General features: G+C 50.0%; 16 protein-coding genes. 15 read left to right on the plus strand and 1 reads right to left on the minus strand.

The window, feature by feature from the left end; genetic code table 11:
• Positions 1–7 precede the first annotated feature (7 nt).
• A complete protein-coding gene (locus BLT35_RS01465) occupies positions 8–367 on the minus strand; it encodes a N,N-dimethylformamidase alpha subunit family protein (protein WP_062408794.1) in 360 nt (119 codons plus the stop codon).
• A gap of 306 nt (positions 368–673) precedes the next feature.
• Here BLT35_RS01465 and BLT35_RS01470 point away from each other — a divergent pair, with 306 nt between their 5' ends.
• The 15 genes from BLT35_RS01470 to BLT35_RS01540 all read left to right on the plus strand — a co-directional run bounded on the left by BLT35_RS01470 (position 674) and on the right by BLT35_RS01540 (position 16867).
• Positions 674–1375, plus strand: coding sequence for a winged helix-turn-helix domain-containing protein (locus BLT35_RS01470; RefSeq protein ID WP_054817833.1), 702 nt, complete (start codon positions 674–676; stop codon positions 1373–1375).
• 46 nt (positions 1376–1421) lie between these two features.
• Positions 1422–3020, plus strand: coding sequence for a HAMP domain-containing sensor histidine kinase (locus BLT35_RS01475; protein WP_175471898.1), 1599 nt, complete (start codon positions 1422–1424; stop codon positions 3018–3020).
• Positions 3021–3058: 38 nt separating this feature from the next.
• Positions 3059–3319 (plus strand): hypothetical protein, encoded by a 261-nt coding sequence (locus BLT35_RS01480; RefSeq protein WP_054817838.1) that lies wholly within the window; start codon positions 3059–3061, stop codon positions 3317–3319.
• 47 nt (positions 3320–3366) lie between these two features.
• Positions 3367–4800 (plus strand): sodium:solute symporter family protein, encoded by a 1434-nt coding sequence (locus BLT35_RS01485; RefSeq protein WP_175471899.1) that lies wholly within the window; start codon positions 3367–3369, stop codon positions 4798–4800.
• Between the two features lie 227 nt (positions 4801–5027).
• Positions 5028–6632 carry an alkaline phosphatase family protein gene (locus BLT35_RS01490; protein WP_074726846.1) on the plus strand — a complete coding sequence of 535 codons (1605 nt, stop codon included), beginning with the start codon at positions 5028–5030 and terminating at the stop codon, positions 6630–6632.
• A gap of 361 nt (positions 6633–6993) precedes the next feature.
• The gene (locus BLT35_RS01495) at positions 6994–7803 is read left to right on the plus strand and encodes an ABC transporter ATP-binding protein (protein WP_062408789.1); all 810 of its coding nucleotides are present in this window, start codon (positions 6994–6996) and stop codon (positions 7801–7803) included.
• Between the two features lie 152 nt (positions 7804–7955).
• On the plus strand, positions 7956–8732 hold the full coding sequence (locus BLT35_RS01500) for an ABC transporter permease (RefSeq protein ID WP_054817864.1): 777 nt from the start codon (positions 7956–7958) through the stop codon (positions 8730–8732).
• A gap of 133 nt (positions 8733–8865) precedes the next feature.
• On the plus strand, positions 8866–11028 hold the full coding sequence (locus BLT35_RS01505; RefSeq protein WP_254777487.1) for a CocE/NonD family hydrolase: 2163 nt from the start codon (positions 8866–8868) through the stop codon (positions 11026–11028).
• A complete protein-coding gene (locus tag BLT35_RS01510) occupies positions 11025–11804 on the plus strand; it encodes a cysteine hydrolase family protein (protein ID WP_254777488.1) in 780 nt (259 codons plus the stop codon). Before BLT35_RS01505 ends, BLT35_RS01510 begins: the two co-directional genes overlap by 4 nt.
• Positions 11805–11881: 77 nt before the next feature.
• The gene (locus BLT35_RS01515) at positions 11882–12310 is read left to right on the plus strand and encodes a cupin domain-containing protein (protein WP_054817841.1); all 429 of its coding nucleotides are present in this window, start codon (positions 11882–11884) and stop codon (positions 12308–12310) included.
• A 44-nt stretch (positions 12311–12354) separates the two neighbouring features.
• Positions 12355–13392 carry an ABC transporter substrate-binding protein gene (locus BLT35_RS01520; protein ID WP_254777489.1) on the plus strand — a complete coding sequence of 346 codons (1038 nt, stop codon included), beginning with the start codon at positions 12355–12357 and terminating at the stop codon, positions 13390–13392.
• Between the two features lie 96 nt (positions 13393–13488).
• The gene (locus BLT35_RS01525; protein ID WP_074726848.1) at positions 13489–14688 is read left to right on the plus strand and encodes an amidase; all 1200 of its coding nucleotides are present in this window, start codon (positions 13489–13491) and stop codon (positions 14686–14688) included.
• 29 nt (positions 14689–14717) lie between these two features.
• Positions 14718–15548 (plus strand): creatininase family protein, encoded by an 831-nt coding sequence (locus BLT35_RS01530; protein WP_074726849.1) that lies wholly within the window; start codon positions 14718–14720, stop codon positions 15546–15548.
• Entirely contained in the window at positions 15491–16441 is a 951-nt protein-coding gene (locus BLT35_RS01535) for a fumarylacetoacetate hydrolase family protein (RefSeq protein WP_254777490.1), read from the plus strand. The genes BLT35_RS01530 and BLT35_RS01535 overlap by 58 nt, the downstream gene beginning before the upstream one ends.
• Complete coding sequence (locus BLT35_RS01540; RefSeq protein WP_074726851.1) at positions 16442–16867, plus strand: hypothetical protein; 426 nt, start codon at positions 16442–16444, stop codon at positions 16865–16867.
• The last annotated feature ends 70 nt before the right edge of the window (positions 16868–16937 follow it).

Here is a 16937-nt window from a genome sequence, read left to right on the forward strand (position 1 = left end):
TTCAGATTTAAATGACTACACCAAAGTGCCGGAGTCTTTTCAGAAAAAGCCCATGTTCCGCAGCTTCCCTGGAATCAAACTTTTCATCCTCGAACAGTTGCGGGCGTTCCCCGCGGACGGCGGGATGCTCGCCGATACACCATTCTTCATGGGGCTTAGTGCACACGATGACATATTTGCCTTCCAATTGTTCATGATGTCTTCTGAAAAAATTCAATACCACATCCAATTGCTCGCTATGCTTTCCGATCGGATTCAACCGGTGCTCCTCTATCAGTTCCTTGGTAATCAGCGGTTTGATTCTCGTTTCAAAATTCCTCAAATCGATATCCAAATAGACCTCTTTATCTCTGGCTTTCTTGGACATATGGCCGATCCCTCCATCATTTGTTTTAAGATCGTTGTCAGCGAATAAAGAATAGAACAAAAATGTACCGTCACCTCCGTCACATTTCATTGCGGATATCCAGCTCATACTCCGGTGCAAGTCCATTATATAAGCCAAAGATAAACCGGCAATCAAATCCGCATCATACCCGGATCAAATGAAGGTAAAGTTTATTTTAGGAATTCAGGCTTCCGAAGCGTCCATCAGAAAAACGGAAAAATTGAAATATTCTAAATTTTGTATTATCATTACAAATAATAAAATAAGGGAAATTGAGGTGGGGGAATGGAAGAAATCCTGATCGTGGAAGACGATGTGAAGATACAAAAGCTTCTTTCGATTTGCTTGGATCATGAAGGACTTTCATATTCCATGACCTCTTCAGGCATAGAAACGATTGAAAAAGTAAAGAGCAATAATCCCTCTCTTATTCTTCTGGATATCATGCTCCCGGATATGGACGGCATCGAGGTGTGCAAACAAATTCGCATGCTGACAACCAGTCCCATCTTGTTTATGAGCTGCAAGAGTGAGGACAATGACAAAATCCTGGGTCTCAGTATGGGAGCGGATGATTATATCGAAAAGCCGTTTAACATCAATGTTCTATTAGCCAGGCTGAGGGCGCATTTGCGCAGAAACCGGATCTTGCAAAAAGAAAGACAGCAAGCGCTCGAACAGGACTTCCGGATTCACATCGATAATCTACTGATTGATACGCAAGCCAGGGAAGTTTATCGGGACGGGAAAAAAATACATATGACCATGAAGGAATTCGATTTGCTGACGTTTCTGTACAGAAACCGTAATCGCGTGTTTACGATGGAGGAGCTTTTAAATAAAATCTGGGGAAACGATACGCTGAGTGATCACAGAACGGTGGTCGTTCATATTTCCAGTTTGCGAAAAAAAGTGGAGGAAGATCCCCTGAATCCAAGGTATATCGTTACCGTAAGAGGAGCGGGGTATAAATTTGTTCGTTACTAATTGGATCAAAAGATGGATCAGAAGATCCCTTTTTGTCAAAATTCTCATGTATACGGCTCTGTTATCCTTAATCCCGTATGTGCTGTTCAGCATCTATTTCTTGATTGAGGTTAAAGCGCTTACAAAAAAGATGATTCATGAAACCTCATCCAATAATATTCTTCAAGCGTCCGTTTCCCTGGAAGAAAGAACGCGGCGTTTGAATGAACAATGGGGCGGGAAGACGGATAAGGCATCGCGTGAACTTCTGGCCGGAGAGCTTTTGGATATTGCGGTTTACGGATATAAGCCCATGGCATATATCCTGGATACGAACGGGGCGGTGATCGCCAAGGCCCGCAACGACTTGGAGCCGGAGGTGCACATTGACCTTCTTGAGGCACATCATTCAACCATACTCGATCATAAAAGCGGACATGTTACGGTCAATGCGCCTGGCGAGAAGGTTCACCTGCTGTATATGAGCCTGGACAAAGCGGGGTGGTTTATCGCTTATCTCATCCCTGAATCCCGTTTAATGAGCATCGCCGCCGGTCAGGCCGAAGATTATGCCGATACTCAAGTATATAAGCTTGTCCAACGTATGAGCTTTTTTTTATTTATCGGAATGTTGTTAATCTTATTTTTTTCCTATTTTTTTTCCGAGTTTTTTACCACCCCGATCAGACAATTAACATCCGCTTTAATCCAAAGAGCCAAAGGATTTGAAATCGATCCTCTGCATACGAAAAGATCAGACGAGATAGGAGAGCTCATTCATACCTTTAACTATATGGACAGCACCATTCAAAAATTGATAACGGAACTGCACAGCCGATCCAATCAATTGGAAGAAAACGTGCAAAAACGAACCAGAGATTTGCAGGAAGCCAACGACTTGCTTCAGCAAACCTATTCAAAGCTAAAAAGATCGGAAAAATCACGTTCCGAGTTAATCGTTCAGGTATCCCATGATTTAAAAACCCCATTGACTTCGATGAAAGGGTTCCTGGAGATTCTGAACAAATACGCTTTGCCCCAGGAGCAGAAAAAAGAACTGATCGATCAACTTCTCGTCCAAACGAATCAAATCATTCAATTGATTGAAGGGTTGTTTGACCTCTCGTCATTGGACGCAGAAGAACTGACATTCCAAAAGGAATGGATAAATATTGAATTTATTATGGATCATGCACTCAAGACCGTGTTTTCTGACGGGGAGCATGCCAATATTACCCTGAATACGTACTATGAAGACCATTTGCCTTTAGTGTTTGTGGATCCCAAGAAGATCTACCGGGTTTTTATCAATATTTTAAATAACTCGATCAAATATGCCTCCAATCAACCGAAAATCCATATCAAGATCACCGTTTATTTAAACAACAAAGATATCGTCATCAAAATGCAAGACAACGGAATGGGAATCCAGAAAGAAAATATCGATAAGGTGTTCGTCCCCTACTATCGAGAAACGCGGTCGGTTGAAAAAGAGATCCAGGGAAGCGGGCTCGGGTTAAGCATTTCCAAAAAAATGATTGAAGCGCATCATGGGGATATTTTTATAGAGAGTGAAGTGAACCAAGGCACAACCGTCTATATTATGCTTCCCGTTGTTGACACGGGTGCCATGATGAGTGGCGTAAGCGACATGTCCGCCGGATAGATAGAAGAGAGTTATACTTTAGAAACGGGGAGGTAACGATGTCCTATACATTCAGCAGGGGCTTAATAGCTTTCTCTTTCTTCGTTCTTATCTCGTTAAGCTGCTTTCCTGTTCTGTTCGACTGGTCCAACCGTATTCAGCCTTGGGTGTTTAACATTCCATTCTCCATGTTTTGGCAATTAATGTTGATCTCCGGCATGTGTTTGTTATTATTGATTTGGTGTATCGCCGATGCGTGGAGCGGGGATCTGGATGTTGAGATTGAGCGTATGCCAAAAGAAAATAACGAGGAACGATAAAAGAGGGAATGATGGGACTAGCCTTTATTTTGATCTTTTTATTGCTCATGATTATGATAAATCGGGGAAATCAGGGGATTAACGATTACAGCGACTATACAACAGGCAGCAGGAGTTTTGGACCTTTTGCCATTGGATTGTCCGTATTTTCATCGTGGTATGTCGGCTCCGTATTTACAGCATGGGCCGAATTTAACGTAGGATTCGGATTTATAGGCATTTATACCGCAATATACGGAACGATATCTATATTTATTATGTATTTGGTGTCAGAGAAAACGTATATCTGGGGAAAAAAGTACAATTTAATCACACAAGCCGAGCTGATGGGCTTTCGTTATCAGAGCGGGATGCTGCGGATCATGATGTCGTTTTTGGGGGTCCTGTTTACCGGGCCTTGGCTGCTTTTGGAATGGGTGACGCAGGGATATATATTCAGCTACGCTACCGGGGGGCAAATAAGCCCTTTTTGGGGGATGCTGATCGGTGTGCTTACCGTGATGATCTACGTTTCCATGGGTGGCATGCGATCTGTGATTAGAGCCAATGCCGTTCAGGGCCTCTTTATGTTTGCGGCGGGAACAGGGCTGTCTTTATGGTTGATTTACAAATTTTTCGGCGGCATCCGCAGCGGGATGGAGATGCTTGCACGGGACTATCCCGATGTGTTAACCTACCCCGGGCCCGGATGGTCTCCTCCCACGCCCTATTGGACTTCGATCATCATTGTAAGCGGACTGGGTGCATTCATGTGGCCCTGGATCTATAATAAAATGTTTGCAGCCAAAAATGTGAGAGCCATTAAACAGTCGGCGGTCATCGCCTCGATGTTAGGCTTTATTTTCTGGACGTCTATGGTCTTTTTGGGGATCATGATCCATTCCATGGAATACCCCCGCAATCATCCGGAGGAAGCCTATATGTGGATTGCCAGCATGGCGGGCCCTATTCCACTGGCATTGATGAGTGTGCTCATTATGGCGACCAGCATATCTACCGTTTCGGGGATCATTCAAGCCATGGCCACCGCAATCTCCAACGATATTGCCAAACAGATCGATATTCAAATATCGAACGAAAAGGCTCTGAAAGTGACCCGGATCTCCGTGATCATCATATGCCTGTTATCCTTGGCGATGGCCGCCGTTGATTTTGGTAAACTGGTGTTTATAGCCATTCTGACCTATCAAGGCATCATCATGTTTTTTCCGGTCGTTTTTTTAGGCCTTTATTGGAAAAGGGCAAATAAAGAAGGTGCCATTGCCTGTATGATCATCGGTACGGCGACATCCGTCTATTTAATCATCTTTAACCCTTATTTTATTGACGAGCTGGGCTGGACTGCCGGGATGTACGGCATTATTCTCGCTTTCGGGATTATGATCATCGCGGGTTATCTCAAGCCGATTTCCCCGCATGTGGAACAATTGTGGTCCGATATAGAGACTGCGCGAAGGAACGCGAGAAGATCGAAGATCTGAGGAAGCCGCCGGCATTGCCTATAGCGCAAAGCCTCTATCCAAGCAGGCAGGAGCTGCTTAGGATAGAGGTTATTTTATGCTTATCTTTCTAAATGATGGATAAAAAACGGATGAAACGGTTAAAGTTATTTTAGTGAATATTGGTTATAGGGTTTGGAAAGCAGGTGCAAGGATGGTGGAAGGAAGCAGCTTGAGCATTCTACGATCAAGGCTGGTGAAGGTTAGTCATGTATAAAAAGATAAGCTGGTGTTTCCTGCTGCTGATCATTAGCCTGATGCTCGGATGCCAGCGGCAGGATTCCATTCCAAAAGAAAAGGATCTCATGCAAGTCAAATCGGCCAGAGGAGAACATGCGAAGAAAATCATCTTTTTGATGATCGATTCTTTAATGTCACAAGCGATAAATAAAGGGATTGAACAACAGGAACTCCCTACGTTTCAATTCCTGATTGAACATGGGCAATATTATCAAAACCTGGTGAGCTCTTTTCCCACGATGTCTGTAACGATCGATAGTTCTCTTCTTACCGGAACTTATCCTGATGATCATCATGTGCCGGGACTTACCTGGTATTCGTCTGATCAAAAGAAAGTGATCAATTACGGTACCGGGCCTATGGAGGTATTCAAGCATGGCATAGATCCGGTATTGGCCGATGCACTAATTCACTTGAATGGCAGTCATTTAAACCGGCAACAGCCCACCCTTTATGAGGACTTGGCTAGACATGGGCTCAAGTCCGGTTCCGTTAACGGTTTAATTTATCGCGGAACCACCGACCATACGTTGTCCGTTCCCCTCTGGATTCAAGTACCAGCCTCTTTGCCAAAGGAAATTCAAGTGAAAGGGCCGGATTTTTTAGCCTTAGGCTCTTTGTCCAATCCACTGGAAGGCATTAAAAAACTCCCGGACGGGATAACCCGGCGAATGGGATTAAACAATCCATATTCCATTGATACAGCCAAATATTTGATTAAAGCCAATCAATTGCCCGATTTTTTATATGTTTACTTGCCGGATTTAGATCAAAAAATTCATAAGAAAGGTCCATCGGAACGTAATGGAATTCAGGAAATCGACGGGCAGCTTCTTACATTGCTGCAAACATTCGGTACACCGGAAGAAGCCTTGCGAAAAGCGATTTTTGTCATCGCTGGCGACAGTGGAGCCACTCAAATCCTGCCTGCCCAAAGTGATCCCGTTATCGACCTGCCTGCCTTTTTCCGGGGAGATCATGTATTGCGTCCTGGAGAAAACCTATCGCAAGAAACAGACATCGTCCTTGCTGTCAATGAAACCATGGCTTATGTTTATAAGCTTAAAGCAGATCGGTCACTAAGAGACATGGCCAACGCATTAAAATCCGATCCGCGTATTGATTTTATCGCATGGAAAGAAAACGAATGGATTCGTGCGGTTCAGGGCGGTTCGTTCAAGGAGCTGGCATTTAAAGCGAACGGGCGGCTGACCGATCCATATCGGCAAAAATGGACCGTCGAGCAGGATGCCGAGGTGCTGGACGTAAAGATCAATGCTTCGGAGGGTACATTGGCGTATGGCCAATACCCTGATGCATTGCAGCGATTATCCGGAGCTTTGAACTCACATCCCGGCGAATTTTTGGTGGTTACCGCAAAACCCGGTTATGAATTGGCGGACAGAAGCTCGCCGAAGCATAAGGGCGGCGGAGGCCATGGCTCTCTTCATCAAACGGAATCGCTCATTCCCTTGATCATATGTGGAACGGATCAAAAGCCGCAGTACTTGCGCATCGTGGATTTAAAAGCATTTGTGTTGGACCTGCTCATTCAACCTCCACAACCGCTTTGAACAACGAGTGCCGATAGCGACATGAAAACCGGATGGATCGGGCTATTTCATTTCCCATCATTCCGCTCGTCTCCAATACCGAAAGAAAGGCCATAGCCGCCCCCCTGCTGGAAGGAAGGGCGGCTATTTTCGTCGACAGAAGCTGCTGCCGTCCGGTTTCTTCATGTAATTAAACAAGACATAACATCGGAATAGATCGTAAAAAAATACGAATATAGTCCGTTTTATTGTAAAGTTACACAACATATCCCGTTTTTCATTGTTCGCTTCTTTGGAATGTGTTATAAAATATAACATAAAAAGTTTGAAGCATGACAGGCGGCATGATCTAATTCGAGTTGATGGAGGAGGGGATGGAAGAATGGCTTTGGTCACGACAAAATCAATCGTTCCGTCAAAGGGGGAAGCCGGAAAAAGTGAGCTCCTAGTTCATCTGGAAGATGTCGGCAAAGTTTATCCGAACGGCACGATCGCTGTGCAAAATGCCGATCTTAAGGCAGTTGAAGGAGAGTTTCTTTGCTTCGTCGGACCTTCGGGCTGCGGCAAGTCAACGATTTTCAACATGATCGCCGGATTGACCAATCCTACTTCCGGGAGGCTGTCGGTTCTTCAGACCACACCCAAGGAAGCCCGCAAGCAGAATGAAATTGCTTTTGTCTTTCAGGAACATACGCTTTTGCCATGGGCGAAATTGATTGATAATGTCACGCTGCCGCTAACCCTTCGGGGAATTCCCAAAAAGCAGTGCAAGGAAGAAGGCGAGCGGGTTTTGGAACTGGTCGGATTGAAGGATTACATGAAAGTGCTGCCTCGCCAGTTGTCTGGCGGCATGAAAATGCGGGTATCGATCGCGCGGGCGCTGATTTCCAGGCCCAAATTGCTGTTGATGGACGAACCGTTCGGCGCGCTCGACGAAATCACCCGCCAGACGCTTCAGGACGAGCTGCTGAGCATTTGGCGGCAGGATCAAAAAATGACCGTTTTGTTTATTACGCACAACGTGTTTGAAGCGGTGTTCTTGTCCACACGGGTGATCGTGATGACACCGCGGCCGGGGAAAATCGCGGATGTGATCGATATTCCTTATTCGTTCCCGCGCAATGAGGATTTTCGCACGATGGCGGAATTCGCAAGCTATGTGCGCCAGATTTCCGGCGTTCTGAAGCATTAAACAGATGACGTTGCAACTTACGAAAGGAGAACGATAGGATGAAAGACATGGTTGCAGGCATGTTGAAAGAATCCGGACAGCCGGCTGCTAAGAAACGTGCCGGTTCCCGTCCCCCGGGCGACAAACGGACGACCGTGATTCAGGAAAGCCCGATGATGAGCCGGTTCATGAAGGTTTTGCCGCCGCTTGCCGTCTTTATTTTGTTTGTGGGAGGTTGGGAAGCGATTGTCCGACTGATCGGCATACCGCCTTATATTTTGCCAAAACCGACCGATATTGTTTTGGCGGCCAAAGAAAATGGGCTCAATCTGGCGGAGTCGGTAAGCACCACGCTTGCCGAAGCGGTGGCCGGATTTGTGGTCAGCGTGATCCTGGGCATCTCTATTGCCGTCCTGCTGGCCTTATCCAAGATGGTGGAACGAAGCGTATATCCTTATGCGATCATTCTTCAGACGATTCCGATTGTGGCCGTGGCGCCGATCATCGTCATCTGGTTCGGAGCGGGCATGAATGCGATCGTAGTGATTGCGTTCCTGATCAGTTTCTTCCCCATTCTGTCCAATACGCTAATCGGATTGAACTCGACGGAACAAAACATGAAAAATTTGTTTTACCTGTATAACGCGACGAAGATGCAAACGATCTGGCGGCTGCGTTTTCCGGCGGCTCTTCCTTACATTATGGCGGGTTTGAAAATATCCTGCTCGCTGTCGGTTGTAGGAGCCATCGTTGGCGAATATATTGCAGGAATCGGAGGAGGGAAAGGAGGGCTGGGCTATGCGATTACGGTAGCGGCAACGCGGCTGCAGACACCTTATTTATTTGCTTGCGGGTTATCCGCTTCCGTGTTGGGCATCGCGTTCTTTTTGCTGATCAATGCTTTTTCCAAATGGCTGTTGAGCTCCTGGCACGAATCGGAAATGAGATAAGGGGGACAAACGATGATGAACGGATGGCAGGAAAGTTTGAGACAGCGGGTAAACGAACAAATTTTGCTGTGGGATGCGCCTTCCCTGGAAAAATACTCCAAGGACTATCGCCATTTTTCTCCGGGTTCAGTCGATGACGGTAAAAACGATGGAAGTCAATCCCCGCACGTTTACGGTAAGCGGAGAGGACATTCATCTTTATCTGCATACGTACGGCACCGTCGGCATCGTGTCGGACATTCAAATCTCCCTCGTACCGAAAGTGCCTTGGTCGCAATGGATCGTTTCGTTTCCAAGCTGGGAAGAAGCGGCCAACGGCGACTTGCTGGTATTTGGCATCCCGGTGATCCTTTTTAAGAACGAAGAGCGGTTAAACCGGCTGATGGCAAGATGCGAGGAAATCGGAATCGGCGTAGCCAATCCGCATATCTGGGACATGCAAGAAGGAGGAAGGTCATATTCGCATGATAGGTTGTGGGATCTCGAACGATCCTTTAAGCCTGTTAAACCTGAAGAAGCTGGCGGTTCCGTCTTAAGGGTTTCTTATTTGCTTCAGGACGATACCATACGATCTAGCATTGTAATTTTCATTTCAGGGGTGTTGAGAATGAGCCGATCTTCAGTTTATTTTGGCGGGGTCGTCGTTGAACGAAAGCAGCCTTGCACGATGCGGGACGGCACGGTTTTATATGCCGATATTTACCGGCCGGATGAGCCGGAGAAAGAATATCCCGTACTGCTGATGCGCCAGCCGTACGGAAGGGCGATCGCTTCCACGGTCAGCCACGCGCACCCGCTCTGGTACGCGCAGCACGGATACATCGTTGTAATTCAGGATGTCCGCGGAAGGGGAGATTCGCAAGGAGAATTCATTCCTTTTATCCATGAAGCGCAGGACGGTTACGATGCGGTGGAGTGGGCGGCGAAGCTGCCGGGCTCAACCGGCCGGGTAGGCATGTACGGCTTCTCCTATCAGGGCTCTACGCAGTGGGCGGCGGCGTCCGCGCATCCTCCGCATCTGAAGGCGATCGCTCCCGCGATGTGCGCTGCCGATTTGTACCACGGGATGTTTTATCCGCATGGGCGGTTCGCGATTCGGGAGCACCTTCCCTGGGCCTACCAGCTTGCGCGGGATACCGCCAGGAGACTGGGCGATTCTGAAGCCGAGCGGTATTGTACCCAAATGATGCGCAGCCCGGATGCGCTCATCTGGCAGCTTCCCGTCCTCGGGGAACATCATCCGGTGTTGCGCAAATATTTCCCCGCTTATTTCGAATGGTGCGAGCATTCCGGGTACGACGCGTACTGGGCTGAACGCGACTGGCTGCCGAAGGTGAAGGAACGTCCCGTTCCCTCTCTGCAAATCGGCGGATGGTACGACGTTTTCCTCATGGGCACGATGCAAAGCTACGAAGCGCTGCAGCAGGAACCGGGAAGTCCGGAGCTCTTTCATCGTCTGATCGTCGGCCCGTGGACGCATATTCCATGGGGAAGAAAAGCCGGTGGTGTGGACCATGGGGATCAGGCGGATGGGGACATTCACCTGGAGCAGGTGAGATGGTTTGATTACTGGCTGAAAGACAAGCGGGATGCCGAGCTGTTTCATGAGCCTGCGATTCGCTATTTTGAACGGGGAAGCAACGTTTGGCGCCATTCGGATCGGACTTCGCTGATGCAGCCGGCCGCCGAAAGCTCCCTTTGGTATCTGCAGGGAGGGGAGAAACCGGCTAACGGCGCTCTTGGCGGCGGCAGCTTGTCGCCGGAGGAACCCGGGGGCGCGCCGTCCGTTCCCGATGTTTTCGTTTACGACGCCCGCCTGCCGATGAGCCTGGAATCCTACCTGCCCCTGGATCGCAGTCCGGCGCAGGACCGGTATGAAATCCTCGTATATACCAGCGAGCCGTTGGAAAGCCCGATGCATATTTTGGGATCGCCGAAAGCAACAATATATTTCCAGACATTGGGGGGCCCGACCGACCTGGTCGCCACGCTTTCCGTCGTTTTGCCGGACGGAACCGCGCGCTTCCTGGCGGTAGGCCGCACCGAACTATCCCGCGAACAGGTAGAAGGCTGGGGGAAGGCGGAAATTTCGCTGCGGCCGTGCGCGCTGCACCTGGACCGGGGCAGCTCGATCCGCCTGGAGCTGACCGGCAGCGGATTTCCCTTATTTGCAAGACATCCCAATCATGCTGATGCAGATCTGCACCGTGCAGGCGCGGAATCGCTGCGCATCGCTACGGTTGCTGTTGGCAGCCAGTCGGGAATGGCTTCATTTATCGCGCTTCCGAATTTATGAAAAAGCCGGGTGATTTGATGTACTGCATTGGAAATCAACGAAATCATTGGTCGGTTTCAACCGCTCATGCGGATTTGCGAAGAGAAGAAAGGCAGCCGGTTGCGCTTTCCATTCCGGCCCAGCCGCAGCGGATTACCTTTGATTTGCAGCATACGGCGATCATTGTCGTCGATATGCAGAACGATTTTTGTTCGGAAAATGGTTGGCTGGACTATATCGGATCGGATTACAAGGCGCTGCAGCAGCCCATCGGACCTTTAAACCGCGCGCTGCCCGCACTTCGCCAAGCGGGAGTGCCCGTCATTTGGCTGAATTGGGGAAACAGGCCGGACAAAGCCAATCTAAGCCCGTCTATTCTGCACGTGTATAACATGACCGGCGAAGGAATCGGCATCGGGGAGCCGCTGCCGAATAATCAATCCCGCGTTCTGGAGAAGGGAAGCTGGGGAGCGGCGATCGTTTCCGGGCTGCAGACGGAACCGTCGGATATTTACGTGGACAAATACAGAATGAGCGGGTTTTGGGATACGCCGTTGGACAGCATTTTGCGCAACCTGCAAATCCGCACCGTGTTGTTTGCCGGTGTAAATCTAGATCAATGCGTGATGGCGACCTTGCAGGATGCGGTCAACTCCGGTTATGACAGCATCCTGCTCGAAGATTGCTGCGCCACCAATTCACCTGCGTTTTGCGTCGAAGCGACCCTTTACAACATCAAGCAGTGCTACGGGTTTGTGACAACCTCGGCTGCGGTTTTGGAAGCTTTGCAGCGGTAGGGAAGTGCCAAAACGCATTGGAGGGAAGTATGCGTTTGATTGCAAAAATATGATTCGGTCTGGGAGGGACTTGTACGATGTCATTAAAAGGATGGGTTGCCGGAAACTATACGGAATGCCCGGTTCACAAAATCTCGGAGAAAGATTCCAATAAATTTGTGCTTCTGTGCGACGGGGAGCAGGCGCCGTTCGTGTCGGTTCTGGAAATATTCGATGAGGGCGGGAAGACGCCGCCGAATGAACATGCTGCGGCGCACGAATATTTTTACGTGCTTGCCGGGGAAGGGACAGCGGTGGTCGGCGATACGAAAATACCTGTCCGGACGGGGTCTTTTTTCATCGTTCCGCCCGGAAACAATCACGAAGTCCACAATACGGGAAAAGGCCGGCTGTATGTATTAACGACGATGATTCCGGACGAACAATTTTCCAATTTGATCAAATCCGGTCCGGCCGCCAGTCTGGACGAAGAGGATCTGCGCGTCATCGAGGGAAGCGGAATATAATCAACAGCGCCGATCGCAGATAGATCAGGAGCAGGAGGATGCTTATGATGATAAGGCCGAAGATGGTGCTGCTGGCGCTTATAGCCGTGACCGTTTTGATTTCCGGTTGTTCTTCCGGTCCGCCGGCAAGCACTGGTAACGTCCCATCCCCGGACGGGACGAACCAACAGACGGATGCAGGCAATGAACCGGTTCTTCAAAAGGCGCGGCTGATCGAGGGTTGGTATGCCAAAGGGGAGGACGGAGGGTACTTTTCCGCTCTTCAGCAGGGATATTACAAAGAGTTGGGCGTCGATCTGACGATTCAGCCCGGCGGTCCGCAAATATCCGGGATGCAGCTGGTCGCTTCGGGAAAAGCCGATTTCGGCATTTCGTACGCCGATGACATTTTGCGGGCGCGGGAAGAGGGAATCCCTGTTGTCGGATTGTTGGCCTCCTTTCAGCATACTCCCCAGGTGCTGATTTATCACGAAGACGACAACCTGAACGGCTTTGAGGACCTGGAAGGCCGGACGGTGTTTATGCAGCCCGGCGTGCTGTACTGGGAATACATCAAGAGCAAGTACAATTTGAAGAACGTGAACGAGATGGCCTACACCGGGCAATTGGTCAATTTTATCCAAACCAAAGGCTCCCTGAATCAGGGATACATCACCAATGAGCCGTACGCGCTGTCCCAGCAGGGGGTAAAGGTAAAATACCTGAAAATAGCCGATTCCGGCTATGCCAACTATTGCGACGTTCTCTTTACGACGGAGGATTATTTGAAGCGGCACCCGGATATTGTAAAAGCCGTCGTTCAAGCCACCCAAAAGGGCTGGAGCCATTATTTGGAAAATTACAAGAGCGTGAACCCGTTTATCCAAACCTACAACAAGGATATGACGGTCGAAGCGATGAATTATGAAGCTGAGCAGCAGAAAGAGTTTATTTTGAACGAGGAAACGAAGGCGAACGGCATCGGCTATATGACGATGGAGCGCTGGAACGCCGTGCAGGATCAACTGCTGGAGATTAAGGGCCTGAAGGAGAAACAGGATGTTTCGAAAGCATTTACGACCGAATTTTTGAAAAAACCGTAAGCGGTGCGCAGCCGTTGACAAAAATTTATCTGCCTTTTTAAGAAAGAAGCGGATCGTCGGAAGTACGGTCAAATGTGGACGAATGGAGGAAAGCCGATGCACCGCGAATGGAACGCTTACGTTCGGGAAGATTTGACGATCGAACCGGTTGGGGAAGGACGATTGCAGGGTTTGACATTTTCTGTGAAAGATGTCTTTGAAGTGAAAGGAAACACGAATACGGCTGGTAATCCGGATTGGTTTCGGACGCATAAGCCGGCTTTGAAACATGCGGCCGCCATCGAGCTTTTGTTGAAACAAGGGGCCAGGCTGAGGGGAACGACCCAGACGGATGAGCTGATGTTCAGTCTGAATGGGGAAAATTTCCATTACGGCACACCGGTGAATCCCAAAGATCCCGATCGGATTCCCGGCGGCTCGTCGAGCGGCTCGGCAGTAGCCGTATCCGCCGGACTGGCCGATTTTGCGCTGGGAACCGATACGGGCGGTTCGGTCCGCATTCCTTCCGCTTACTGCGGCATTTATGGAATCCGGCCCACACACGGTCTGGTTCCGGTCGAAGGGGTTATTCCTTTGGCCCAAAGCTTTGATACGGTCGGTTGGATGGCCAGAGATTCCAAAACGCTATGGGATGTCGGAAGCGCGTTAATCGAAAGCGCAGAAGCGGAATCGGGTGAATTTCGGCAGGTTCATTTCGGCACGGAAGCATGGGATATTGTTCAGGAAGATTGCCGGATGATTCTAATGAAATGGTTGCCTTATTTTCAGCAGTTGACCGGCAAAAGCGCATGGATCGATATTGCGCCGCAAGGGCTTGACGAGTGGGTGAACACGTTCCGGACCATTCAAGGCTACGAAATCTGGAGCGCACATGGCGAATGGATTCAGAGGGAAAAGCCGGTGTTTGGCCCGGACATTGCCGAGCGTTTTGCTTGGGCAAGCTCGCTCGGAAAAGCCGAATTTGAAAACAAGAAGACGGTGCGGCAGCGAATTTGCGAATATATGGATACGCTGCTGGGCAGCGACGGGCTGCTGGTCATACCGACAGCTCCCGGCCCAGCTCCCAAACGGGGATTGGCGGGAACAGAAATCGAACGAACGCGTTCGCGCGTCATGCAGCTGTCCTGTGTGGCGGGATTGACCGGCATGCCTCAGGTGACGATTCCGATTGCAGGAGCTGAAGGTATGCCGATAGGATTGTCTGTCATTGCCGGGTACCGGCAGGACCGGAAACTGCTGAGATGGATTCATGAGAAGTTATTGAAGGCTTTTCCGGAAACGGCTGCGATCCTTTGACAAAATCCATTATGAAGGAAGAATGCCTTATGTTTACGAGATATGAAGGTGCGGCGTGGGAAGAACGGTTTTTGCCGCGGTTGACGAGCAAGCAGGTGAAGGAGCTGCCGAAAGAGCAGGCGCTGGTCATTTTGCCGGTCGGGGCTGTGGAGCAGCACGGACCCCATTTGCCGGTCATGACGGATACGCTGATCGGGGAAGCGACATTGACCCGGGCGTTGGAGAAATTGAACGAGGAAACGGCGGTTTGGCTGCTTCCCCCGGTATCCTACGGGAAAAGCAACGAACATTTCGGCCTTCCCGGCACGATTTCCTTGTCGGCCTCAACGCTTCAGGGCGTTATTATGGATATTGCCGAAAGCCTGAATGCCAGCGGGTTCCGCAAGCTGCTTTTGTTCAATACGCACGGCGGAAATGTGGATTTGCTGAATGTCGCCATCCGGGAAATCAGGATTAAGTTCGGCATGACCGTATTTTATTTGTCGCCCGGGAGTCTGGGAGGCGCGGAGGGTTTGATTTCACCCGAAGAGCTGGAATACGGCATTCATGGCGGCGATTACGAAACATCCATCGTGAAGGCGATCAAACCGAACTGGGTTCAGGACCAGTTTGCTGTCAGGGAATTTCCCGATTTGTCCTGCCTGGAGTTCCTGACGCTGGAAGGGAAAATTCGATTTGCCTGGAAAATGGCCGATATTTCCGCAAGCGGCATTTGCGGCGACGCTACGAAGGCAACGGCGGAGAAAGGCCGGATTATTCAGGAGAGGATCACCGATATATTAGCCCAGGCGCTGGCGGAATTATGCGCGTTCGAAATATCCGAGGTCAAGAAAAGCTCAGAGAAAGCGGTGAAGCGGTGAAGCTCGTTTCGTTAAAAACAGGTGCCGTCGAAGAAGCGGCAATCGTAGCCGATTCCGGACCGGTCCTGCTTCGCACAATCAATCGCGCGCTGTCCACGGAATGGAGTACGGAATTGCATGAACTGCTGCGGCGCGGTCAGTTTAGCGATCTGAAGCGCTGGTACGATCGGGAGGGCCGCGAGCTGTTAAGCCGGTGGGAGCCCCGGTCCTGCAGGTATGACGAGTATGCTCCGCTTTACCGGTTTCCGCGTAAAATCTGCGGGATCGGAATGAATTATATCGCGAAAGCGGAGGAATTGAACGCCACGCCTCCGGAGCAAGAGCCGATTTGCTTTATCAAGCCGGATACGAGCTTGATCGGAGCCGGCGAAGCGATCGTGCTTCCCGGCCAGTCGGAGCGGGTCACCGCTGAAGCGGAGCTTGGCATCGTCATCGGGAAAACGTGCAAAAACATCGGGGAGGCCGAAGCGCCTTTCGTTACGGCAGGGTTTACGACAACACTCGATATGACAGCCCAGGATATTCATGCCCGGAATCCCCGTTTTCTCGGCAGGTCAAAATACTTCGATACGTTTTTCAGCTTCGGACCTTTCCTGATCACGCCCGATGAGCTGCCCGGGCTGGAGAAGCTGGCGGTGGAAACCGGGCTTAATGGACAGGTCGTGCACCGCAATACCATTGCGAATATGATCTATTCTCCATGGTTTATCGTATCTTATTTCTCCAAGATGATGACGCTGCTGCCGGGCGATGTCATCATGACCGGCACTCCCGGCTCGGTCGCGATCCGGGAAGGGGATGTGGCGGAATGCCGGATCGACGGCTTTGAAGCGTTGAGAAATCCCGTAATCCGGGAGGCTGATGCGTTATGCGGCGCAGGATGCAGGCGATAGATGATCATACTATCGGTTGGGTATGCGGCGTACAGACGGTTTGGCGAAAAGCTGCCCCGGTTGAAGCAGGGGGAAAGCCGCCATCGGGGGTTCAGTCCGATTTCCTCGCTGCTGTCGCTTTTGTCGGCGGGGACAGGCCGGCAAGCGGCCTATTGGCTGGTTTACGTTTGCTGGTGGCTGCATCTCCTGATTCTGCTTGCTTTTCTGCTCTATGTGCCGCAGTCGAAGCACGCCCATTTGCTGTTCGTGCCCTTCGATATCGTATTATCGGGCACGGGCCCTCCCGGCAGGCCGTGTAAGCTGGATTTTTCCGATGAAACCGCAGAGGAATTCGGGGTGGGCAAGATTGAACACTTTACCAAGGGGCAGCTGCTTGACTTGTATGCCTGTGTGGAGTGCGGCCGATGTACGAACATGTGGAGATAAAGGATGTGTGCAAGCGCTTATCGTCTTTTGAAAAAAACGGAAGTCCATCCGGCAGCGGGCGGAGCACGCA

Origin of the sequence: Paenibacillus naphthalenovorans (assembly GCF_900099895.1) — a bacterium.
Taxonomy (GTDB): Bacteria; Bacillota; Bacilli; order Paenibacillales; family NBRC-103111; genus Paenibacillus_G; species Paenibacillus_G naphthalenovorans.